The organism is Legionella spiritensis, from assembly GCF_900186965.1.
In the GTDB taxonomy this organism is placed as follows: Bacteria; Pseudomonadota; Gammaproteobacteria; order Legionellales; family Legionellaceae; genus Legionella_C; species Legionella_C spiritensis.
Map to the genome: position 1 here is coordinate 3092915 of NZ_LT906457.1, position 23775 is coordinate 3116689.

Genomic DNA, 23775 nt, shown 5'->3' on the forward strand with positions numbered 1-23775 from the left:
GGGCTACAGGAAATTATTATTTGGTGGCAACAATAGTTGCCTTGTTTGCGATCGGAAACAATTGGGGCACTAGCGTTTCATAGTCGTTGAAGGGCCATGAACCTGGCGGAAACTCTCTCTGGGCGCTTCCGAAGGATAACCATACCCCTTTTCAGCCAGCCTCTTGATAACTTCCAGAAAACGCTCCCCCCACATGCCCGGATCAAAATTGGTCACCACAACGTTGTAACTTAAATTAATAATCGACTCAAATGCCTTGCGTTGTGATAATTCATGCCCGCCAAAAGCGACCTGAACCTCGGCTTCCTGATCAATGCCTCCCGATTTCAAACGCTCAATCAGAAGATAAATCATTTTTTCAATCGTATAATAAAGCTTGCACATGGAATCACCGGCAACAAACATATCTTCCGCTTTCGATGTTGTTAGTTTGTAACCATAGTCATGGATAGGATAAACGAATTCATAATCCTCCGTACCCGGGATCAATGCCGGCGGAATGATAACCGGCGGCGTGATGGCTTCAATCGTCGGCGTCACGATAAACAATGAAAAATCCGCCCAGTGCCACCAGAGTTTATAAACACGTTCCACAAGAAGAACAGGATCCTCCGCATCATCCTGCATGATACTTTGACGCGAATCCTCAGCTAATCTCACCAACTCTTCTTCAGAATATTCGGCCATGTCCTCAACCTGTTCTTGTACTTATATAAGTATCTTAGCTCAATTTAAGCCATCGATCCCAGCCGGTGAGACGCGAAAAATAGCAAAAATAAAGTAAATACGTCAATAAATCCCGGGATTTGTCGTTTTATCAACCGCCTTGCGCGCCCGATGGAACTATCCGGTCAGATAACGATAAAAAACCGGCGGCTCCCCGGTCCGGCATTTAAAACAGCGGCTTTTACATGCGCCTTTCTGCTCACAGACCCGGATCCTTCCCTTGCGCAACCAGATCTCCAGCATGGGCTGCAACGCCTGGTTGTCCAGGTGAAACTCCCGGGCAAGCTGCTGGCTACTGGCTATTTTTTGCTGGCGGATAAAATCAAGAATTTGCAATAACACGCGTGCCTCCCAATCGTAACCCTCGATATCGTAGCAAGCCGATAAAGAACAGAATCCCTGCCAACGCGCCTCCAATCCAGGCTGCGGATTGTTGCGGATGGAGCGAAAAGGTGGCCGCTTGATAAAAAATCACCGCCGCAACGTAGGCGATAATGAAAGACCAGATCACGGAAAACCACATCAGGCTCCGATTGGCTTCCTGACGAATGGCAGCCATGGTCGAGACGCAGGGAATATATAATAAAATAAACAACAGGTAGGCAAACGCACCGGCCTGGCCGTCAAAACGCCGCGCCATCATACCGTAAACCGACTGGGATAGTTCGCTGTCCGGCGCGCTGGCCATGACAGGATTAAACAAGGCGCTGCCTAACGCGGCAAGGTTTTGCGGAACGGACCATACCGCCTGCGCCAGCGATCCAAGGAAATCAAAATGCGCCCCCTGCATTTGCCCTATCTGGCCTAACTGCGCGTAAAGGGAATTCAGGGAACCGACAACCACTTCTTTCGCCAGCATCCCGGTTAACAACCCCACGGTTGCCGGCCAGTTGTCCTGATGCAATCCCATGGGGGAAAACACCGGCGTCAACCATTGACCCAATAGTGAAAGCACCGAGTTGGCACTGGCTTCATCACTGCTTAATCCACCATCAATGGTCAAGGCATTCAATCCACCGAGAATAATGCAAACCGGTATAATCAGACGACCTGCCCGGACGATAAAATAACGCAACCGCAACCCCATTTCCCGCCACAAGCGTTTAAAGGACGGCTTATGGTAAGCCGGAAGCTCGAGAATTAACGGCGAAGATTCGCCCTGGAGCGTGGTTTTACGAAGAATAAATCCCGTGAAAACCGCCATCAAAATACCAATCAGATACAAGGCAAACACCACATTCTGCCCGCCGGTCGGAAAAAATGCGGCCACAAAAACCGCATAAATAGCCAATCTGGCACTGCAGGACATGAAGGGACTCATCAATACCGTCAACAATCGATCACGCTCGGAATCCAGGGTTCTGGCTGCCATAATCGCCGGTACGTTGCAACCAAACCCTACAATCATCGGCACAAAGGATTTGCCGGGCAAGCCCATGGCCCGCATGACCTTGTCCACCACAAAAGCCGCCCTGGCCATATAACCGGAGGCTTCCAGCAGCGATAAAAAGAAAAACATGCCGGCCATAACCGGAATAAAAGTCAGTGTCGTATTAATGCCCTTGCCAATGCCATTGGCAATCAACGCTATTGACCATTGGGGAGCATGCCATTGCTGCAACAGCCAGGCACTGCCTTGCACAAAAATCGTATCGGTGGAAATATCAAAAAAATCCTGGAATGCCCCGCCGATATTAATGGCAAACAGGAACATCATATACATCATTCCGAAAAAAATGGGTAACGCCCAGAAGCGGTGCAGTACCACCCGATCTATTTTTGCGGTGACATGCTCACTGGCATCACTACGCCTTGTCTGGGTTACTGAAACAATCCGGTGTATTTCCCGGTAACGGGCATCCGCCAACAACACATCCATATCCTCGTCTGCATCATGAAGCAAGGCCGTAACGTCGACATCCAAAGCATCAGGAAGCGAGGTATCACCTTCCAGTACGCGCCATGCGTAATATTGCGCGATTCGCTCACAGAGCTGGCCGTCGCCCATCAATGTCCGGCTGAGTGCCGTAAACACCGATACCGCGGACGATGGCAGATTAAGGGCCAGAGGTTCTGTCGCATGCGACAGGTTACAGATAGCCTGTCGTAACGCGTCGAGTCCTATTTTTTTATGGGCCTGCAAGGGTAAAACCGAACAATTTAACTGGCTGGACAAAGCCGCCATATCAATAGTTATACCCCTCTGTTCGGCAATATCCATCATATTCAACGCGACAATCACCGGTTTACCGAGTTCCAGTAATTGACTGGTTAAATACAAATGCCGCTCCAGATGACAGGCGTCAATCACATTGACTATCACATCCACATCCAGAGCCACAATCGCCCTTGCGGCAATAAGTTCGTCCTGACTACCGCTGCCGGATGAAAAGGACAGGGAATACACACCGGGTAAATCCGTGACATCGACCACGTCCTGATCCAGCAAAAATTGACCTGTTTTTTTGGCGACCGTCACACCGGGCCAATTACCAACCCGCTGATTATCACCGGTCAGCGCATTAAAGAGCGTGGTTTTACCACAATTGGGATTTCCTGCCAGCAAAACACGTGTCATACCAGCTCCCAGTCAAGATGAATAGCCTCTTCTTTACGCAGCGTCAGGGAAGTACCGCGAACTTCAACCTGAACAGGACAACCTAAAGGAGCCATTCTCACCACGGACACTTCCGTACCGCGAGTTACCCCCAGGGAAAGCAGGCGACGCCGGTATTGCGGTTGGGTGTCTCCGAAGTCAACCAGACGCACTCTATCCCCTTTATTCAACTCATTCAGACGCATTATTTCCTCAAACAGGCCAAGAATTGTTTAATTTTAGCATAAATCGAATCGATAATCATTCTCATTCCAGGATGACAAAAAATCATTTCAGCGGAAATTCAGGCATGGTTTGCACAGCCCGGCGAGGATGACGCCGCAGATAGTCTTCCGACTGCATTTCCTGTAAACGACTTAACGTGCGTTTAAACGATTGGCTCATCTCCCCGCCGCCATATAACTCCGGCAAAGAAACCGCCGCTGAAAGGATCAATCGGATACCGCGATCATACATGACGTCAATAAAATGAATAAGTAAAATAACCCTGGCCGTGTCACGTTCGCCCAGAACCGGAATATCACTGACAAACACCGTATCAAAGCGATCGGCTATTTCCAGATAATCCAGTTGACTGCGCGGCAAATTGCATAAGACATTAAAATCAAACCAGATAGCCCGCTCCCCGCATTGTACATAGGGAATTTTCCGATTTTGAACCGTCAGAGAGCCCTGTAATTCCGGCTGCGGTACAAGTTGTGCAAACTGTCCGGCAAACCGGGCACGAGTCGTCTCATTCAAAGGAAATAAAAAGGTCTCCAGATCCGGAGTTCGTCCCAGTCTGTAATCCCGCTTGTTATGCAGGCTCATTACGTCACAACGGGATTTTATCAAGGCGATAGCCGGTAAAAAACGGGCGCGGTGTATGCCGTTGAGATACAGGTCGTCAGGACAGATATTGGACGTGGCGACCAGCGTGATGCCATGGGCAAACAGCGCCTTTAGTAATTCGGCGAGCATCATCGCGTGAGCGACATCATGAACAAGAAATTCGTCAAAACAAAGTAACCGGGTCGTTTTGGTGAGTCCGCGGGCAATAACCTGCACAGGATCCTTATGGCCCTGCAAGCGACGCAATTGCGCATCAATTTGCTGCATGAAATGATGAAAATGAAACCGGATTTTCTGACGTACGCCTACATGCTCAAAAAACAAATCCATTAGAAAGGTTTTTCCGACCCCAACCGGCCCATAAAGGTAAATACCCTGAACCGCTTGCGGACGCCGCCAGATAAATCGTGATTTACAGGACTTCACCAGGCTGGCGGCCAGATTATCCATGGTTGTGATAACTGGACGCTGCAAGACGTCATCCTCAATGTCACCCCTGGTAATTGCCGCCTCATAAGCCGCCATAATGCTCATAGTCAGGATACTCGTTCCGTAATGATTTTAATCAGCTCCGCTCTCAATTCCAGCAATCGCCCATGAAAAAAATGTCCGGTATCCGCAAAACGAGTCACCGGCAAAGACACCTCCGTTGCAAAATCCAGGACCGATTGCGCCGGAACCACCTCGTCGCTATCGCCTTGCAGGATATGCCAATGCTTAGGCGCCGGTTTAAACGCCTGATAATCATAAAGGTGGACAGGGGGGGCTACCGAAATCAACATATCATGAGGGTGTTGCGCGGCGGTACGATAGGTCACATAAGAACCGAATGAAAATCCGGCGTACAGAAAACGGCTGTCGGGAAATTCCTGTTCCCACAAACGGCTCAACAGCAGCATATCCTCACTCTCACCCAAACCGTTGTCGTATTGCCCTTCGGAGCGGCCGACACCGCGAAAATTAAAGCGCAAGCTGGGTATGCCTGCCTCACGGAAAGCGCGCGCCATGGTCGTGACCACTTTATTCGTCATACTGCCGCCCTGCAGGGAATTTGGGTGCCCTAATACCGCAATGTAATCCCGGTTTAAGTTGGAAGGAACCGTCAAAACCCCCTCCAGTTGACCGGCTTGCCCGGGAAACACAAAAGGGTGTTCACCCGTGATGCTTAACGGCTCCGTAAATAACATGAATACCTCTTTCATTGAATGGAGTTGCCAAAAAACGCTCGTTCAATACCTTAAGTATGGTACTTTTCAACTATAATCGTTTGACTGCGAATAAAAATCCGGTCTCGATGCGTTCCCGACCGCGATATAAAAATCGTGCTGGAGCCACAACATGCCAGACGTTGTCCGACTGTGCAAGAATATACACCCGGTTCTAATTATTTTGAAGCCGGCAACATCATCGAATTGAATACACCGGATGTAAAAAAATGCTCAATCAAAAGAATAACTGTGTCTGGCTGAGCCATAACCATTTTCTTCATTGGCGCGCTCAATGGCTTCACGAATTTCTTTCTGGCCCAGCAACTGACGATAATGCCCGTTTTGCATAAATAACTCATCACCATCAACCCGGAGCATCTCCAGTACCGTAGTAGCTGATGAATATTTGCTCGATGGAGTATCAGACCGATCGCCGTGACCATAACGCTCATAATATTGCGCCAATGTCATGGCAAAAGGATTTTCTCCGCCCAGTCTTGCCTGAAAAAACTCTGCCGTTTGCTCAATGACCGTCTTAAGTTCACGCTGACGCTGGCTTGCGGTCATGATTTTGCCTTCCAGGTAAAGCCGCTCAAGAAATTTCATTTGCGTCATGAATATTGTCTGAAATTCCTCGACCACATCGTGTGTTGGTTCAATATACAAGGGATTAGCTATTGTTTGCCCGTTTTGAATCAATGTCACTTCCTTGATGGCAGAAACAGGCAATACAGTTAATGCGTGCTCGAACTCAGGAATTTTTGTAAAAAAGCCGGTACCGGTTTGTTTGACTGTAGCATCCACATCAATTAACTGTTTTTGTACCAAACGTGGATTAAGGAGCAGGATAGCATTACGTGAAGACCACGATTTTGCCAGCTTTAAAGCACTCTCATGTCTGGATGTTGTACCGATTAATCGCGTACTTCCCTGATGATGAATCACATCCCGGGACATAACCGTACCCTGTATCCCAGCCATGCGAAAGTAAAGAAGCTCAAGAAAATTGAAATGTAACTTGGCAGGCCGGTTTATCTGCGAGGAAATACAGACATTATCAACCCGATATAATTTTTCTACCTGCGGTGAGGATGCCACTCTCGGCCCATGAGACCAATGAGACATTGCTCGATGATTCGAAAAAAAACGGGCCCCGCTTACGGACGAAGACGTTTTGCTGGTTTGAATAAGAGTACGAATGGATTGTAACGATAACATGATGAGAGCACCCTATAAAAATTAATCGTTCATTGCTTTTGCAATACAATATTGAGACATTATTGCACATAAAGATTAAAGGAATATTAGGTTGCACCCTCAGGACAACTACGGCTAATTTCTGAAACCCTGCCACAAACCGACTTACTTCTTGCAATTTGTCCTGCGTTCATTAAGATAAGAAAAGCGTCTACCGGCAGGAAACCAGGCACTTCCCGTAACCGGCGGCGACACGCTCTGTTATTAATAATATTTTTCGGAGGACTTGATCCATGAGACAGGTACCTGTATTACGGCACACAACCTTGCGGATAATCGGAGGGTTGGCATGAAAATAGCGGATTTCAAGAGAAAAAAGCGGTTGCATGAAAAAATTACCATGCTAACTTGCTACGATTACCCTTGTGCAAAAATCGTTGCGGAATCCGATCTGGATTGCGTTCTGGTTGGCGATTCCGTTGCCATGGCCGTTCATGGTTATGACACGACCATTATGGCGACCATGGACATGATGATCCTGCACACCCAGGCCGTTGCCCGCGGGCTCACTCAGCAATTTTTAGTCACTGATCTGCCGTTTCTCTGCCATCGGGCATCCCAGGCGGACACCATCGATAATGTCAGACGACTCATGCAGGCAGGGGCTCACGCCGTTAAAATAGAGGGCGGCGACAGCGACACCTGTCAAACCATTGCTTTTCTGGTCAACGCCGGCATTCCTGTTATTGGCCATATCGGATTAACGCCACAGTCCGTACATCAGTTGGGCGGCTATAAAATTCAGGGCAAGGATGAAACGCAAGCCACCGGTTTGCAACAACAGGCCAAACGTCTGGAAGACGCGGGTTGCACGGCACTGGTCATTGAGTGCGTGCCTGCGACACTCGCGGCCGACATCACCTGCTCCCTGACCATCCCGACCATTGGCATCGGGGCCGGCCCTGACACGGATGGCCAGGTATTGGTCTGGCATGACATGCTGGGTTTGCAAAGCGAATTCAAGCCCAGATTTTTAAAACAATACGCACAGGGTAAAAACGTGCTGCTTGGCGCCATCAACGACTACGTAAAACAGGTAAGGCAAGTTCAGTTTCCAACAGAAGACCACGTATTCTAGTTTGATTCAGGAAGCCTCAGGTGAATACCTCTTCCATTTCGTTTTGACAGGTTTGGTTGTACAGAATGCTTGACATGTTGTCATCCCCGCGAAGGCGGGGAACCATAATGAATCAAACTTAAAGCCAAATCAAGGATGGTTTCCCGCCTTCACGGGAAGGACAGCAGACTATCAAAACAAAATGGATACGGTAGTAAAGTAAATTTTTCAGAAGAATAAACCATGCGCATTTTTCAAAATATCAATGAGTGGCAGATAGTTCGTCATTCACTGCCTGCTGACGTAACCCTGGGATTTGTCCCCACCATGGGTAACTTGCATGCCGGTCATACGTCTTTGCTGGCCACAAGCATTCGTGACAATACCCGTACCGCGGCCAGTATTTTTATCAATCCGACCCAGTTCAACCGTCCGGATGATTTCACCCATTATCCACGTACATTAGATGATGATTTGCATCTGCTCGAAAAAACAGGCACGGATTATTGCCTGCTGCCTCGGGAGCAGGATATCTACCAGGATGGTTATCGCTATCAGGTGCATGAAAACGAACTGACCCGGATCATGGAGGGCCAACATCGTCCCGGACATTTTACCGGTGTTTTGACCATTGTTTTAAAACTGCTTAATCTGACAAGACCTCACCAGGCTTATTTTGGCGAAAAAGATTATCAGCAATACCTGCTTATTCGTGACATGGCCGCCGCCTTCTTCCTGCCCACCAGTATCAAAGCCTGTCCAACCATACGTGAAGCCAGCGGTCTGGCTTATAGTTCCCGCAACAACCGATTAAACCACGCGCAACGGACAAGAGCGGAATCGTTCGCCCGGTTGTTCCATCAACCGCATAAATCCTGCGAGGATCTGCTTGCGGAATTACAGGCGGCCGGAATCATGGTCGAATACCTGACGGAACAGAACGGCAGGCGGTTTGTAGCGGTCATGATCGACGAGATCCGTCTGATTGATAATTATGCCCTCATCGAATCGACGCCTCATCATTCCGTACCCTGAGCAAGCATGGTCAGAGCGGCGGCAATCACCGCCGCTTTGTGTTGCGGCAACGATTTATTGGAATAATGCAACCATTCCGGATGCTCGTCAACCAGATTGGTCGTCCAGTAACCTTGCTGAAATTCTTCCGATTTCAGCATCTCCAGATAATAGGGTATCGTTGTTTTTACCCCGAACAAACGCATTTCATCGAGAGCACGGCGGGCACGGCGTATGGTGGCGGGCCAATCCAGCCCCCATACCGTTAATTTCGCACAAAGCGAGTCATAATCCGGCGGAATGGAGTACCCGGTATAAATCGCACTGTCCATGCGAACCCCCGGGCCTCCCGGGGCATAATAGCGAGTAATACGTCCATAACTGGGCAGGAAATCATTTTGCGGATCCTCGGCGTTGATACGAAACTCAATCGCATAGCCCCGACGCATGATTTGGTCTTGCCGCATTGACAGCGACTCACCGGACGCGATTCTGATTTGTTCCTGAACCAAATCGATGCCGGTTATTTGTTCCGTCACCGGATGCTCAACCTGCAGACGGGTATTCATTTCCAGAAAATAGGCCCGGTTGTTCTCATCGACCATGAATTCGACGGTTCCCGCATTGGTATAGCCCACGGTAGTCGCCGCTTTCACAGCGTAATCGTAAAGCGCTTTCCGGATTTCGTCATCGAGATGAACAGAAGGCGCAACTTCCACCAGTTTCTGATGGCGGCGTTGTACCGAGCAATCCCGCTCGAACAGATGCACAACATGGCCATGATGGTCAGCCAGGATCTGCACTTCAATATGACGAGGATTGACAATGACTTTTTCCATAAACACCTGGCCGTCTCCAAAAGCCTTGACCGCCTCGGACTGAACCCGGGCAAACTGGTGACGGATCTGCTCGGCATCCTGACATAGACGGATCCCTCGCCCCCCGCCGCCGAAAGTCGCCTTGAGCATGACCGGATAGCCTAGTTTCCGTGCACAAGCTACGGCTTCGTCAATGGTCTTTAAACTCCCCTCACTACCGGGAATGACAGGAATACCGGCTTTTTTCATGGTTTCCCGGGCCGCAATTTTGGAGCCCATAGCCGCTATGACATCCGCGCGAGGTCCAATAAAAACCAGTCCGGCCTGCTCACAATCCCGCGCAAAAGCCGGATTTTCCGAAAGAAAACCATACCCCGGGTGTATTGCCTCACAGCCGGCGGCTTTGGCACACTCAATAATACGACGCCCGTTTAAATAAGTGTCCAGTGGTTTTTTACTCAGGCAATGGGAATGGGACGCCCGTTTGACATGCAAGGCATAACGATCCGCTTCGCTATGTATGGTTACCGCAGCGATCCCCATTTCCTTGCAGGCTCGCACAATCCGCAAAGCGATTTCCCCACGGTTACTGACCAGAATTTTTTTAAACATACCGGATCCCTGCCATAAGGAATAAAACCGCTTTGGCAAACCACGAAACAACCTTGAAACACAACATAATACTCTCCGGTTTGAATCCCCGCATTACGCAGACAGTCCTTCCAGCATTAAAATCAGCAGAAATCCAATGAAAAAGCACAGGGTAATCCATGGAGTTTCCCGTACTTCATGAGCTTCCAGCAACAACTCTTCAGTAACCAGATATAGCAAAGCGGCAACACCAAAGGACAAAACCCCGTCCGTAATACTCACCGGCAAGTGAATTAATAAGCTGGCGCCCAGCAGCGCCCCCGCAGGAATCAACAGGGCCAGAATGAAACTCACCGCAAAACGGCTTTGCGGACTGACCTGGCGAACACCCAGCGTCGATGTCGTTGACAATCCCAAAAAAAATATTTCAATGGCAAGAGCCACGGCAATGAGAATACCGCCCTCGGCACCGGCCAGAAAAGCGACTCCGATTAAAACGCCGTCCACAAACACATCAATGCCAACCGCACTCACCAATCCCCAGGATATTCCGGTTTTTTCCTGCTCCCGATCTTCCAGGGTACCTGCAAGCCATTTCAACAGCAACATGGCCGCAATACCCACTGAAAAACCGATAAAAAGCGCGGCGGGTGAATGATAGGCACTGATTTTAGGTAATAACTCCTTGGCAACCGCGGCAAAAACAACCCCGGCAGCAAAATGCTGGGTGGCGCTGGTTAACTGGCTACCGGGTCGGTAAATACTGGCAATCGCACCGCCAACCAGCATAAAAACAGCAGGCATCAGAGAATACAGCGTAATAAACGAAAGAGAAGGCGTCATGAATAATCCCTTTTCAGACATTAGTTACATAATAATCAACCAACTGGTTTTATTCAAGTGCAAAAATCTTGCTAAATTCAATTAAAAACAATACCATGCAAGCGTTTTATGGACGCTAATTCCGCCCCAAACCGGGTAGAAAGGAGAAAAAAATGGATTTATCCCCGGCACAAATTGACCGTTTTCTGAGGGAAGGCTACCTCGTCATAGAGAATTTTTTCAGCCGTGATGTCTGTGAAACGTTAATGAAGCGTATGGAACACATTATTGCCGGCCATAAAGAAACCATACCCGCCACCGTTTTTTCTACCCGGACTAACGAACATGCTCTGACCGATTATTTTTTAAATTCGGGTGACAGGATTCATTTTTTCTTTGAGCCTGGTGCATTTGACAATGCCAACACCCTGATTCATCCGCTTGAGAAGTCGTTAAACAAAGTCGGCCACGCCTTGCATGAAAAAGACAGCGTATTTCGGCAATATTCCTACGATCCCCGTATAAAAACCATCTGCCGGCAGCTGGGCTTTAAAAAAACATGTCTGTTACAATCCATGTATATCTTCAAGCAACCCAGGATTGGGGCGGAAGTCCGCTGCCATCAGGACGCGACGTTTCTGCACGCCCGGAACAGCCCTGTAATCGGCTTCTGGCTGGCGCTGGAGGATGCCACAACGGAAAACGGCTGCTTACAGGTTTTACCAACTCCGCATACCACCCCCCTTAAAAAGAAAATGTTTCGCTCTCCTGACGATGTGATTTCTTTTGAAGAGTATGACGCCACTCCATGGAGCGAAGAACATTGCATCTCTCTTGAAGTCAAACAAGGCAGCCTTGTTCTATTGCATGGCCACCTGCCTCATAAAAGCCACGCCAACCTGTCGGATAAATCCCGGCACGCTTATACCCTTCACGCCATCGACGCCGACAACCCCTACCCGGACAGTAATTGGCTACGATGCCCGCAGGGACTACCGCAATGGCCGGATCCCTCGTTTCCGCTTTCCGGGGATGCTGTGACAAATTAAATCAATGCCTCTATAATTTTGTTACCTTTGTCATTCCTTTGATATGTCTCATGCCCACTACAACAGACGTCGTATTAATCGCTTCTAAAGAGATAATCGCAATACCGATTCACGAAAACCAGGATCCCCTTATTGATGTTACGGGTTGCACGAGGATTATGATCGGCCCGTCGCCGGAAATACCGGACAATCGCGACTACACCCGGATGCGGCGTGAAGTCTATCAACGCTTGCTGACCGCGCAACGGCTGCTGCCGTCTCCTCTGCGCTTTTGTCTTTATGAAGGCTATCGCAGCCTGTCCTTGCAAAAGGCGTTGTTTGACGAGCGTTATCAACAACTTACTGAAAAATATCAAACCTGGACCCACGAACGTCTTTTTCAGGAAACCACCAAATTAATATCGCCGGTGACAAACCTGGATGGAAGCCGTAATATTCCGCCCCACGCAACCGGAGCGGCGATTGATGTCTATCTGGTCGACGAGCGTGGACGGGCCATTGATATGGGGATTCATCCTAAAGACTGGATGACGGATACCGATGTCATTCTTTCACCAACCGACAGTTCCTTCATTTCGAGCGACGCAAAAGCCAACCGCCGGCTGATGAGTCAGGCCTTGCTTCAAGCCGGATTCATCAATTATCCTACCGAATACTGGCATTGGTCTTACGGCGATCGCTATTGGGCTTATGTCAGTGGCAACCCTCACGCGCATTACGGCAGTTTGGCATGACGGACCGGTATTTCCCTTGCGCAGGATACGTCGCCATATTCATCCCGTAACTGCCTGAGAAAATCGCGCGTATTATTTTTAGATAATTGGGAAGGAGAATCTTTACTGAATATCGTACTGTGTTGTGAAATCGCTTCGGATAACCGCGGCGTTTCCGATTGTATTTTCCTGAATCGTATATCAGCCGCCCACCGATCGAACACATCAGACAGCGTATGGTCTGCAAACTCGATTTCCCTGAATGCTCTTGTCAGCAACTGCAACGCATTGACCGTCACGGCAACTTGATTAGGCAGGGCGTGTAAATCTGATTTTAAATCTTCGATATGCCGGTTAATTTTCCTGGTCACGCAGTCGATGGCTGACAAGGCCTCTTGCGGTAATGAAGTAGTGGGACGTCTGGACATAATACCTGTTCTCGCTCAACGATACTGTTGCTGTCATCATATGAGAGCAAGATTAAGTTTTTATTAAACAGGGGTATTCATTAATAATATTTTACACTTGCCTGTTCAATGAATTAACAGAATGGAACAATGACACAGGATATTTACCATTGTGTTGACTTATCGTAGGTTTCCCGGGCAATGGTCAGGCGTTTTGCAATAAGGCCAAGCTCTTTTTGCAACTGTAATTGTCCGGAGGAATCGCTGCCAAGCTCTTTGTGATGCAAAACACGCAGCAATGCCTGTTGTTGCGCCGTGAGTCGTTCAATCTCCTCACCCAGTGACTGCAGCCATTGCTGGCGGCTAGCCAGGCGATCAACGTTATAACTGATAGCAACGTCCGCTGCCGCCGTCTTGCGATGAAGATGACAAATCACGACCAGGACATTGATTTTTTGCTTGATGCGCTCTGCCAGGAAAACCGCGCTGTGCGAGTCGCCTCGCTCGACCAATGCCTGAATATCACTTCGGATTTCATCAATGCAGTTCTGAACATCACCCTGGACTCTTTTAAACAAACCTTTGGGTAAGGTGTTTATCACCCATTGATCCAGATGGCCAAGTTGCCACTCCAGTTCCGGCAAGCGTTCCGATAATTCATCCAGCAGTTTTTTGATGCTCATGACGCAACACCCATCATAAAGCCGGCTCAACATCCAGTTTGTCAGTACTGTCTTTACGATCCTGCAGCCAGGCACTGATAAAGGGCGGAGAGCACATCAAAAACAGCCCCAGAACAAGCGTTAATTCATAACGCGTCACACTGCCTACGTTAATTTCAGACGGCGGCATGAAACTGACGACCAGCGTCGCCAAAACACCTACGATACCAATACCGGCAACGAAAAACATGCCCGCCATGCCGCCGGGAATTCGAAACAGGCGAGGTTTGTCAGGTGCGCTGAACCGCAGTTTAATGGCCGCAATAAACATCAACAGATACATCAGCATATAAAGCTGAGCGGCCAGGGCGGTTAATAACCAGTAGGAACCATTCACACTGGGCATAAACAAAAACAGGGTAGACAGTAATGTCACAATAACCGCCTGAATAATCAACATGACACGAGGCGCGCCTTTGCGGTTGGTTACCTGGAAAGCATCAGGCAAATTGCCATCCTCCGCGGCAACCAGCATGCCTTTGGTTGGTGCGATAATCCAATTGCTTACCCCGCCAAGACCGCCCATAACCAACATCACGGCGACAACAGGCATCATCCATCCCAGGTGATAACGGGAGAAAAAGGCGTCAAAGGCCTGCATAATGCCGGCCACCAGATTGATATCCTGCTGCGGCAGCACCACCGCAATAGCCAGGGAACCCAGAATCAGGGTACTTAAGATAATGACGACGGAGTAGATCAAAGCGCGCGGGAAAGCGTGTTGCGGGTTCTCAACATCATTGGCGTGTACCGTAGCGATTTCAATACCGCAAAAAGACATCATAATGGCCGTCAACGACACCCACATGGATTTATCGTGCAGATGGGGAACGATGCTTTGCGAATCAAAGTGAACCTGCAGGGGGTTCCCTCCCGCTATCCACAGGGAACCAAGTCCTATAATCAGTGCCATGGGCAGCAGCAAGCCGGAAATGGCGCAGATATTACTAAACAAGGCCGACGAACTCATGCCGCGCAGATTGACAAGCGTAGCCCCCCAGAACGACGCGACAATCACAAACCATAGGAAATAAGGGTTATCGGCCATGGTCGGATCAATCAGATAACCGACCGTACCGGCAACAAAAGAAAGAATGGTGGGGTACCAGATGACATTCTCAATCCACTGCAACCAAATGGCCAGGAAACCGGTGCGCTTGCCAAACGCTTCCTTTACCCATATGTAGATCCCGCCTTGCTTTGCCCAGCCTGAAGCCAGCTCCGCGGATACCAGGGCGGTCGGGATTAAAAAAAACAAGGCACCCAGTACAAAAAAGGCAATCAACTGGCTGCCAAACAACGCGGTGGCCGGCAAATTGCGAATACTGTCTACCGAGCCTACCGTTATCATCGTAAGGCTGAAAATGGTTAACGCATGCTTTCTAGTCGTCATTACAGTCCTTCTGTCTTGGTGAGTTCCAGTCATGGGCAAAAGTACATTATAAATACACAAGCTTAAGACAAACTTAATAATCGTTTAAAAAATAAACAAAACCCTTGCGCAGAGCAATCTTTCATAAAATGTGTAGCTCGCAAGAAGGCCGCATACGGGTTTATGCCCATAATGTCATCACTCGGAGGGGATGAATATACATGATTGATCGTCATCCCGCATTGCGGCTTTGCCGCCATCACGGGCTACAGGCTTTATGAAATTCACTCTACTTGAAATCAACACAATTGTAAATTAGAACAGGTTGCAGCAAATATTGCTGATAATTATTTTATTTGCACACAACCGGTCACCTCGCCAGTATAAAACCTTTGCCTGAACTTTGCATCTTAAGCTAGGATAATCATTATTCTCATCACACAGGATGTGTGTCATGAAATCTCCGCTCATGCAAGTGGCTCTCTGGCTGTTCAGTTTGTTCATTCCCTTGTCCGCCGTTGCCGGGGACTCTTATCAACTCTGCCGCCACGCCAATAAAATTTTCACCAACGCAACATTCATCACCCTGAATCCGGATCAACCGCTTGCCCAGTCTGTAGCGGTGCGTCATCATCGTATAGTAGCCGCAGGCCGTGAAAAACTTATAATGACTCATTGCCGGGATCAGAACACCCGTATTATTGATATGAAAGGTGCTACCGTTATCCCGGGATTTATAGATACCAATTCCCAATTCGCGCTTTATGGCTGGCTGGCCAATCATGCCGTGGATTTATCGACAACCAATGCTTTTCAGCGTGAAAACTGGCAACCCGTTAAAACAACGGACGAATTCCTGACCGCCCTGAAAAATAACGTAAAAACCAGCGAACCGTGGTTGATCATCAACGGTTATGACCACGCCCGTATCAAAGGAGAAGCGCTCAACCGTACCATGCTCGACAAGATCAGTGCGGAAAAACCGATTCTTGTCTTGTACTCCACCGGACAAAAAGCCTTACTGAATCAAGCGGCCATCAATAAAATCACAGAACTTGAGATACAACAATCCGTCCCTGTCCAATCAGACGGAATTGTGCAAGACGATGCGTTGCAAGCGGTGATCGTCGCATTGATTCCTCCGCAGGCACTGCGGCAAGCCATTCAATCTGCAGCCGCCCGTTACGCGGCGCAAGGTTATACCACCGTCACGGAAACCCGGGCTCACCAAAGCTGGCTCAATACCTATAATCAACTCACCGCCCGATCTGATTTTCCCGTGGATGTCATTTTAAGCCCGGACAATATTGCCGACAGCAAGCGCTTCGCCCTGTCTGAAAAAGATAATCCGCGTCTTCACAGCGGACCGGTCATCCTGACGATTGACGGCGCCATTCGTGATTTCAACGCGTATCTAAATTCCCCCTATTTCCAGGAATCCAGTGACCATGCGCCCGCCTGGCGAGGCCAGCCGCATAGGCATCCCCAAGCCCTGGAAGCCGTATTTTTGAATGCCTGTGAAACCAAAACCCCTCTGGCTCTCAATTGCAATGGTGACGCGGCCATCGATATGGCTCTTAATTTAATTCAAAAAATTCAACAGCAGCAAAACGACCCATCCTTTAAACCCATATTGAAAAATGCGCACATCGCCCGGCAAGATCAATTACACCGGATGAATCTGCTGGGAGTAAAAGTGGATTGGTTCCCGAACCATGTGTATTACTGGGGGCAAAGTATGTGCCACGAATACCTGGGTCCCAAGCGGGCCTTGAAAGACAGTCCCCTGGCCACTGCCCGCAACATTCTCGGCACAACGTCCTTACATGCCGATTCACCGGCCACCCCGCCCTCGCCGCTGCAAATAATAGCCAACAGCCATAGTCGTCAGGTACAAACCTGGAATTATCCGATAAGCCAGCGCTGCCCCCAATATTTTTCCGCCGCTGAAAAAATAAGTGTTGAAGACGCCCTGCGCGCCCTGACTATCGATGCCGCCAGACTCTATCGCCTTGAAGGCGACAAAGGGAGCCTTAAGCCCGGCAAGCTTGCCGATATGACCGTATTGAATAAAAACCCCTTAAAGGGCGATAACATAGCCGCCATTAAAATACTGGGCACCATATCACGAGGCCGCTTGCATTTGAAAACGACGACGGAAAATGATACACCTACGCATGATAAGCCTTAGACCGTGCTATCCAGGGCGTCTCTAAAACTGTTTTTTTGCCTACGAGAGTTTTGTTATTGGTTCATTTTTTTAGTTGGGTTGCCCAATTGACAACCCAACCGGGATGGTGCCGGAATTTGAGGGAGTACCAGGGTATGTTTCATGGATAACCACTTGCTGACCCATATATTTATTTTCCTGGCGTCTGCGGCCATTATTGTACCCTTGGCCAACCGCTTCAAGTTGGGTTCCATCCTGGGGTATCTGGTTATTGGTATTTTGATTGGTCCTTATGGCTTCAAGCTTATCGGTAACTCTCACCAAATCATGCAATTTGCTGAATTTGGCGTGATTATGATGCTGTTTTTGATTGGCCTGGAACTGGAGCCAGCCCGATTATGGCGCATGCGCAAGGCTATTATCGGACTTGGAGGATTACAGGTCTTGCTCACCGCCATTGTTTTATGTCTGCTTGGTGTTTTAATCGGGCACCGCTGGCAGGCCAGCCTGGCTATCGGCATGGCTCTGGCACTGTCTTCCACTGCCCTGGTATTGCAAATGCTGGAAGAAAAAAATCTTCTGCGCACAGCCGAAGGCGAAACCTCGTTTGCCGTCCTGCTCTTTCAGGATATCGCCGTTATTCCCATCCTGGTTGTCATGCCGTTACTCTCGATAAACGGCGTTGCAAGGACACAGTCTCATAGTGACAGCCTGTTGGCTTTGTTCCCGTTCTGGACGCATCCGCTGATCATTGCCGTCGTCATCAGCTCGATGATCGCTATTGGCCGTTATTTCTCCCATCACCTGTTTTTTATCGTCGCAAAAACCAACCGCAGGGAAGTTTTCACAGCAACGTCTCTGGCGCTCATCGTGGGCATTACCCTGTTGATGCACGCCGTCGGTGTCTCACCGGCCCTGGGTGCGTTTATCGCCGGTGTGGTGCTGGCTCATTCTGAATACAAGCGAACCCTGAAAACCGATATCGAACCCTTCAAGGGATTATTGCTCGGTTTATTTTTCATCTCCGTTGGTATGGGTATGAATTTCACCCTGCTAAGCCTGCATCCCATGCAATTGTCAGGTACGGTTGTATTGCTGATCCTCATCAAAGGCCTGATCCTGACAGGATTGGGGCTCAAGTTCGGATTAACCAGGATCCAGACTCTCGGCTTCGCACTCGGGCTGTCGCAGGGCGGGGAATTTGCCTTTGTATTGTTTCAATATGCGCATACCAGCCATGTTATCCGGAGTGAAACGGCGGCTTATTACACGTTGGTCGTCGCCTTGTCCATGGCAACCACCCCGCTCCTCATGATGCTTTATTATCGTTTTATTGTGCCGCGTTACCTGAGCCTGTTACCCACCCAACCGTTCGACACGATTAATGAGCGCCGCAATGTCATTCTGGTTGGCTACGGCCGCTTTGGCCAGATTATCGGACGATTTCTCGCAGGGCATAAAATCCCGACAACCATTCTGGAAAAAGACCCGGAACAAATTAAATTATTACGAAAGTTTGGATTTCCAGGTTATTTTGGGGACGCGTCTCGTCTGGATTTACTGAAAAATGCCGGCGCCCATCATGCAAAATTGCTGGTTATTGCCGTCAGCAGTCCGGAAATAAGTCTTGAAATTGTCAAACTGGCCAAACAACATTTCCCGCATCTGAAAATTTATTCACGGGCACGTAATCGCAGTCATGCCTATGAGCTGCACAAGGCGGGGGTGGATTATTTCAAACGAGAATTGTTCGATTCATCTCTAACCATGGCCCAGGAAATTATGATCGCTCTGGGGTATAACGCCGAAAGCTTGCGCCGCAAGGCAAAAGCTTTTCTGCAATTAGACGAAGAGTCGCTGAAAAAATCGTTTGAATTTTTTGAGAAAGAAGCGGAGTTGATCAATTTATCCCGTCAGGTCGCCGGAGAACTGGAACGTATTTTACAAAGTGATCTGAAAGGGGAATACTAGAGGCTGTCGTCATGAGATGATTCAGCCTCAATTTACAGCCAAATCATCTCATGACGACAGCCTCTAGGCTCTGTGAACCAAATAACCCCGGCGCATGCGGTTGGGTTGCCAAATGGGCAGTCTAACCTGCAAAAAATAAATCCATCCACACCGCTTTTTGCGGCCCTGGAATAACGTGTCAGCAAGCCCTATTTGTTACTGAAACGCTCCACGCTTGCCAGAACTTCCTTGCGCGCTTCTTCCGGACCTTCCCAGCCATCGACTTTTACCCATTTCCCTTCTTCCAAATCCTTGTAATGCTGAAAAAAATGTTCCAGAGATAACAGAAGATGGCGAGGTAAATCCGCATAAGTTTTGACCGCATCATACATTTTTGTCAATTTGCTGATTGGCACAGCCAAAAGCTTGGCATCAACACCTGATTCATCGGTCATTTTAAGCATGCCGACAACACGGCATGGTATTGCGGAACCGCTGATTAACGGAACCGGAGAAACGACCAGAACATCAACTGGATCGCCGTCTTCCGACAACGTATGGGGAATATAACCATAATTGGTTGGATAAAACATGGCGGTCGTCAGAAAACGATCGACAAACAACGCGCCCGATTCTTTATCCACTTCGTATTTAACAGGCTCCCCATGCATTGGAATTTCAATAATCACATTAATTTCATCGGGCACATTACGGCCACTGGTAATTTGCATTAAACCCATTTGAATAATCCATGAATTAGTAAAAAGAGGCCGTATTATGCGCAATCCTCCCTCAAAAGGCAAAACTAACCGGAAGCGGTTGATAATCGTTCCCTGACTCCGCCATATCGCTTTCCGTTGCCGCTACGTATCAAGATCATCATCTTATACCTGTAAGGGTTATAATCTACCAAGACTAAGAGTATAATTCACCAAAAAACAGAGACCAACGGGATAATAATGGACTGCTTGTTTTGCAAAATTATCAATGGGGAAATACCGGCCACGATTCTGTTTGAAGATCCGGAGATCATGGTTATCCGCGATATAAGACCGCAGGCGCCATCCCATCTCCTGGTACTACCCAAAAAGCACATCGCTACGATTAACGATGCCGATAGCAGCGATGAACAATTATTAGGGCGCATGGTGCTGACGGCAAAAAAAATGGCGGAGTCCGAACACATCAGTGATTTTGGTTATCGGTTGGTTTTCAATGTTAACGCCGGTGGCGGGCAGGAAGTTCACCACATTCATTTACATATCCTTGGCGGCCGTCAGATGACATGGCCCCCGGGTTAGGATTGTTTTCATGCAAGAACTATATAAAAAAATTCTGACTGAAATTGGTGAAGATCCCAGTCGGGAAGGTTTGCGCGATACGCCGGAACGGGCTGCGAATGCTCTGCGTTATCTGACCAAGGGCTATCATGAAAATCTTTATGACATTATCAATAACGCCCTGTTCGAATCAGACATGAGTGAAATGGTCATTGTGAAAGACATTGAAATGTACTCCATGTGTGAACATCACCTCTTGCCTTTTCTGGGAAAATGTTATGTGGGCTACCTGCCCAACGGCAAAGTACTGGGATTATCAAAAATTGCCAGAATCGTTGACTTTTTTGCACGCCGGTTGCAAATACAGGAGCGCCTGACCACAGAAATTGCGAAATGTCTGGAATCCATAACCAATGCGCGCGGCGTTGCCGTTGTCATTGAAGCCAAGCATTTATGTATGATGATGCGCGGAGTAGAAAAACAAAACTCAACCATGACCACGTCCGTCATGTTAGGGGAAATGCGTGATAATCCAGGTAGTCGTAACGAATTTTTACGACTGATTCGCTAGGTTCCGTGAACCAAAATTTTTTCCGAGCGAAAACGAGGCGATTATTGTTGTACAACAATCAATAGCTCCCTGTAGCCCGTCATGAAGGCGAAGCCGAAATGCGGGATAACGCTCATTTAGGCGCTCACTGGTTCACATGGAACAATATTGAACCATGAAACCCGCAATACGGTCGCAGGCCTCCTTACGGGCTACTATTCTTTTACAAAAAGGGGTGCCAAATAACATTTTGTGCACAGAGCCTGGAATGGGAACGATACCAGCAGCTTTTGGGAGTTGGGAACAACGGGTGAACTACAACAAAATCGGAAACATGCCTGGCATAGCCAGGCATGTGCGGGAAAGTTAATCTTCTTTGCTACCAACCGGCTTCTCGTCCTCGAGCACCTTCTCATCAGCAAGATCGACCACCACGGCCTCTTCCTCTTCACCGCCTTCCCGTTGCTTTACGTTCTCCGTTTTGCCTTCTGCGGCAGGCTGCTGCGGCTTGTCTTTCCATTCCAGCTTGACGCGGCCCTGCTTGTCCACACCAGCAACGAATACTTCAATCTCCACACCTTCGCTTAGTACGGATTCGACTTTTTGACTGCGATCGCTACAGATTTGAGAAATATGCAGCAAACCGTCTTTACCGGGCAGTAAATTGATAAACGCTCCGAAATCAACAATTTTACTGACTTTACCGGAATAGGTTTGGCCAACTTCAACTTCTGCAATCAACGCCTTGATTTGACGCTGCGCTTCTTCCAGCGCCACCATATCGGGGGAAAAAAGCTGCACAACACCGCTGTCATCAATATCAATGGAAACACCCGTGCTTTCAATCAATCCTTTGATGGTGGCACCACCCTTTCCGATAATGGTACGGATTTTATCTTCCGCGACCTTCATGGTCATGATACGCGGGGCATGCTGGGACAATTCCTCGCGATGTTCGGACAAGGCGTTGTTCATAACCCCAAGGATATGCATTCTTCCTGCCAGAGCCTGCTCCAGGGCTTGCTCCATAATTTCCCTGGTAATACCGGTAATTTTAATATCCATTTGCAAGGCGGTAACACCTTTTTCGGTACCGGCCACTTTGAAATCCATATCACCCAGATGATCCTCATCACCCAGAATATCGGTCAGCACCGCAAAACGATCCTCTTCCTTGATAAGACCCATTGCAACACCCGCAACCGGCGCTTTCAAGGGAACACCGGCGTCCATCAATGCCAGACTGCTTCCGCAAACAGTAGCCATGGAACTCGATCCATTCGACTCTGTAATCTCGGAAACGACCCGCAACACGTATGGGAAATCCGTAGTGCTCGGCAACACAGCCATTAAGCTTCGCTTTGCCAATCGGCCATGGCCAATTTCACGGCGTTTCGGGCTGCCGACCATACCGGTTTCGCCCACGGAATAAGGAGGAAAATTATAGTGCAGCATAAATCGGTCTTTCGACTCGCCACTTAAACCATCCAGTATTTGCGCATCACGATCATTACCCAATGTCGCGACAACAATGGCTTGTGTCTCGCCTCGTGTGAACAAAACGGAACCATGCGTACGTTCCAGACATTTCGTACGAATAGAGATAGGGCGAACTGTTTTGTTATCCCGACCATCAATACGGGGTTCCCCGTCTAAAATTCGATGACGAACAATGCTTTTTTCCAGAGAGGACATCATATCGACGGCCACATCGGCGTCAAGCTCTTCCTGCTCTGCAGTCAGTTTGTCGAGAATCGATTGTCTTACTTCATCCAGTCGTTGATAACGTTGTTGTTTGTCCTTAATCTGATAAGCATCGGTAAATGGTTCTGTTGCCAGTTCCCTGATACGCTCTTTAAGCGATTCATCGGTTGCCGGAGCGGTCCAGCCCCAGGCCGGTTTTCCAGCCTCCGCTGCCAGCTCTTTAATGGCCTTGATAACACCTTTCATCATTTCATGGCCAAAAAGCACCGCGCCCAGCATGATTTCTTCCGTCAGCTCACGAGCCTCCGACTCCACCATCAAAATAGCGTCCTGGGTGCCTGCAACAACCAAATCCAGTTCTGACTCCTGAATGGCCTTGTATCCCGGATTCAGAATATAAATACCATCTTTATAACCGACTCTGGCCGCGCCAATCGGCTCCAGAAATGGCATGCCGGAAATCGCCAATGCTGCGGACGCACCTATCATGGCAATGATATCGGAAGGCGCTTCCGGATCCAGAGACATAACGGTAGCAATAATTTGCACTTCATTGCGAAATCCTTTGGGAAATAACGGCCTAATCGGTCTATCCATCAATCGTGAAATCAGCGTTTCGTTTTCGCTTGGCCGGCCTTCGCGCTTGTTAAACCCACCCGGGATTTTTCCGACCGCATAGGTTTTTTCCTGATAATTAACAGTTAAAGGAAAAAAGTCATTTTTTTCACCGCCTTCCTTCCTTCCAACAACGGTAACCAGCACCTGTGTACCGCCCATGCGGGCAAAAACCGCTCCGTCTGCCTGTCTGGCTATTTCACCTGTTTCCAGGATCAGGGTTTGTTCACCCAACCGTATTTCTTTTGTGATTTTAGTCACTAATTCACCTCATTCGTGCATTAACAAAAAAAAAGGCGCAG

Annotated in this window: 22 protein-coding genes; 8 read left to right on the forward strand and 14 right to left on the reverse strand. The window is 48.6% G+C overall.

Annotated features, from left to right (window positions below):
* Window positions 1-69 precede the first annotated feature (69 nt).
* From CKW05_RS14115 to CKW05_RS14145, 7 genes are all read right to left on the reverse strand, one after another.
* Entirely contained in the window at window positions 70-687 is a 618-nt protein-coding gene (locus tag CKW05_RS14115) for a hypothetical protein (RefSeq protein ID WP_058482798.1), read from the reverse strand.
* 156 nt (window positions 688-843) lie between these two features.
* Entirely contained in the window at window positions 844-1068 is a 225-nt protein-coding gene (locus tag CKW05_RS14120) for a FeoC-like transcriptional regulator (protein ID WP_082642731.1), read from the reverse strand.
* A complete protein-coding gene (feoB, locus tag CKW05_RS14125) occupies window positions 1049-3304 on the reverse strand; it encodes a Fe(2+) transporter permease subunit FeoB (protein WP_058482800.1) in 2256 nt (751 codons plus the stop codon). Before feoB ends, CKW05_RS14120 begins: the two co-directional genes overlap by 20 nt.
* Window positions 3301-3528: a FeoA family protein gene (locus tag CKW05_RS14130; protein ID WP_058482801.1), complete on the reverse strand. Its 228-nt coding sequence runs from the start codon at window positions 3526-3528 to the stop codon at window positions 3301-3303. The genes feoB and CKW05_RS14130 overlap by 4 nt, the downstream gene beginning before the upstream one ends.
* An 82-nt stretch (window positions 3529-3610) precedes the next feature.
* On the reverse strand, window positions 3611-4708 hold the full coding sequence (gene zapE / locus CKW05_RS14135; RefSeq protein ID WP_058482802.1) for a cell division protein ZapE: 1098 nt from the start codon (window positions 4706-4708) through the stop codon (window positions 3611-3613).
* 2 nt (window positions 4709-4710) lie between these two features.
* Window positions 4711-5361, reverse strand: coding sequence for an alpha/beta hydrolase (locus CKW05_RS14140; RefSeq protein ID WP_058482803.1), 651 nt, complete (start codon window positions 5359-5361; stop codon window positions 4711-4713).
* Window positions 5362-5613: 252 nt separating this feature from the next.
* Window positions 5614-6600, reverse strand: a complete 987-nt coding sequence (locus tag CKW05_RS14145; protein WP_058482804.1) for a hypothetical protein — start codon at window positions 6598-6600, stop codon at window positions 5614-5616.
* A gap of 328 nt (window positions 6601-6928) precedes the next feature.
* Between CKW05_RS14145 and panB the strand changes: the two genes are divergently transcribed.
* Window positions 6929-7717 (forward strand): 3-methyl-2-oxobutanoate hydroxymethyltransferase, encoded by a 789-nt coding sequence (panB, locus tag CKW05_RS14150; protein ID WP_058482805.1) that lies wholly within the window; start codon window positions 6929-6931, stop codon window positions 7715-7717.
* A 222-nt stretch (window positions 7718-7939) separates the two neighbouring features.
* Complete coding sequence (gene panC / locus CKW05_RS14155; protein WP_058482806.1) at window positions 7940-8731, forward strand: pantoate--beta-alanine ligase; 792 nt, start codon at window positions 7940-7942, stop codon at window positions 8729-8731.
* Here panC and CKW05_RS14160 read toward each other — a convergent pair.
* Together CKW05_RS14160 and CKW05_RS14165 are read right to left on the reverse strand one after the other, a co-directional pair.
* Window positions 8716-10140, reverse strand: a complete 1425-nt coding sequence (locus CKW05_RS14160; RefSeq protein ID WP_058482807.1) for an acetyl-CoA carboxylase biotin carboxylase subunit — start codon at window positions 10138-10140, stop codon at window positions 8716-8718. The two genes, panC and CKW05_RS14160, sit on opposite strands and share 16 nt — an antisense overlap.
* Window positions 10141-10233: 93 nt before the next feature.
* Window positions 10234-10962, reverse strand: coding sequence for a ZIP family metal transporter (locus CKW05_RS14165; RefSeq protein WP_058482808.1), 729 nt, complete (start codon window positions 10960-10962; stop codon window positions 10234-10236).
* Between the two features lie 152 nt (window positions 10963-11114).
* Here CKW05_RS14165 and CKW05_RS14170 point away from each other — a divergent pair, with 152 nt between their 5' ends.
* Window positions 11115-11990 (forward strand): phytanoyl-CoA dioxygenase family protein, encoded by an 876-nt coding sequence (locus CKW05_RS14170; protein WP_058482809.1) that lies wholly within the window; start codon window positions 11115-11117, stop codon window positions 11988-11990.
* Window positions 11991-12040: 50 nt separating this feature from the next.
* Entirely contained in the window at window positions 12041-12724 is a 684-nt protein-coding gene (locus tag CKW05_RS14175; RefSeq protein ID WP_058482810.1) for a M15 family metallopeptidase, read from the forward strand.
* Here the strand turns inward: CKW05_RS14175 and CKW05_RS14180 are convergent.
* The 3 genes from CKW05_RS14180 to CKW05_RS14190 all read right to left on the reverse strand — a co-directional run bounded on the left by CKW05_RS14180 (window position 12706) and on the right by CKW05_RS14190 (window position 15225).
* The gene (locus CKW05_RS14180) at window positions 12706-13131 is read right to left on the reverse strand and encodes a hypothetical protein (protein WP_058482811.1); all 426 of its coding nucleotides are present in this window, start codon (window positions 13129-13131) and stop codon (window positions 12706-12708) included. The two genes, CKW05_RS14175 and CKW05_RS14180, sit on opposite strands and share 19 nt — an antisense overlap.
* 143 nt (window positions 13132-13274) lie before the next feature.
* Window positions 13275-13793 carry a primosomal replication protein gene (locus CKW05_RS14185; protein WP_065238384.1) on the reverse strand — a complete coding sequence of 173 codons (519 nt, stop codon included), beginning with the start codon at window positions 13791-13793 and terminating at the stop codon, window positions 13275-13277.
* Window positions 13794-13806: 13 nt separating this feature from the next.
* Entirely contained in the window at window positions 13807-15225 is a 1419-nt protein-coding gene (locus tag CKW05_RS14190) for an APC family permease (RefSeq protein WP_058482813.1), read from the reverse strand.
* A 433-nt stretch (window positions 15226-15658) separates the two neighbouring features.
* Here CKW05_RS14190 and CKW05_RS14195 point away from each other — a divergent pair, with 433 nt between their 5' ends.
* Together CKW05_RS14195 and CKW05_RS14200 are read left to right on the forward strand one after the other, a co-directional pair.
* Window positions 15659-17395 carry an amidohydrolase gene (locus CKW05_RS14195; protein WP_058482814.1) on the forward strand — a complete coding sequence of 579 codons (1737 nt, stop codon included), beginning with the start codon at window positions 15659-15661 and terminating at the stop codon, window positions 17393-17395.
* A 141-nt stretch (window positions 17396-17536) separates the two neighbouring features.
* Window positions 17537-19345, forward strand: coding sequence for a monovalent cation:proton antiporter-2 (CPA2) family protein (locus CKW05_RS14200; RefSeq protein WP_058482815.1), 1809 nt, complete (start codon window positions 17537-17539; stop codon window positions 19343-19345).
* 188 nt (window positions 19346-19533) lie between these two features.
* Here CKW05_RS14200 and ppa read toward each other — a convergent pair whose 3' ends face one another.
* On the reverse strand, window positions 19534-20064 hold the full coding sequence (gene ppa, locus CKW05_RS14205; RefSeq protein WP_058482816.1) for an inorganic diphosphatase: 531 nt from the start codon (window positions 20062-20064) through the stop codon (window positions 19534-19536).
* A gap of 219 nt (window positions 20065-20283) precedes the next feature.
* Here ppa and CKW05_RS14210 point away from each other — a divergent pair, with 219 nt between their 5' ends.
* Window positions 20284-20625 carry a histidine triad nucleotide-binding protein gene (locus CKW05_RS14210; protein ID WP_058482817.1) on the forward strand — a complete coding sequence of 114 codons (342 nt, stop codon included), beginning with the start codon at window positions 20284-20286 and terminating at the stop codon, window positions 20623-20625.
* 10 nt (window positions 20626-20635) lie between these two features.
* Entirely contained in the window at window positions 20636-21175 is a 540-nt protein-coding gene (gene folE / locus CKW05_RS14215; protein WP_058482818.1) for a GTP cyclohydrolase I FolE, read from the forward strand.
* Between the two features lie 345 nt (window positions 21176-21520).
* On the opposite strand, the gene pnp is transcribed toward folE, so the two are convergent.
* Window positions 21521-23734: a polyribonucleotide nucleotidyltransferase gene (gene pnp, locus CKW05_RS14225; protein ID WP_058482820.1), complete on the reverse strand. Its 2214-nt coding sequence runs from the start codon at window positions 23732-23734 to the stop codon at window positions 21521-21523.
* Between the last annotated feature and the right edge of the window lie 41 nt (window positions 23735-23775).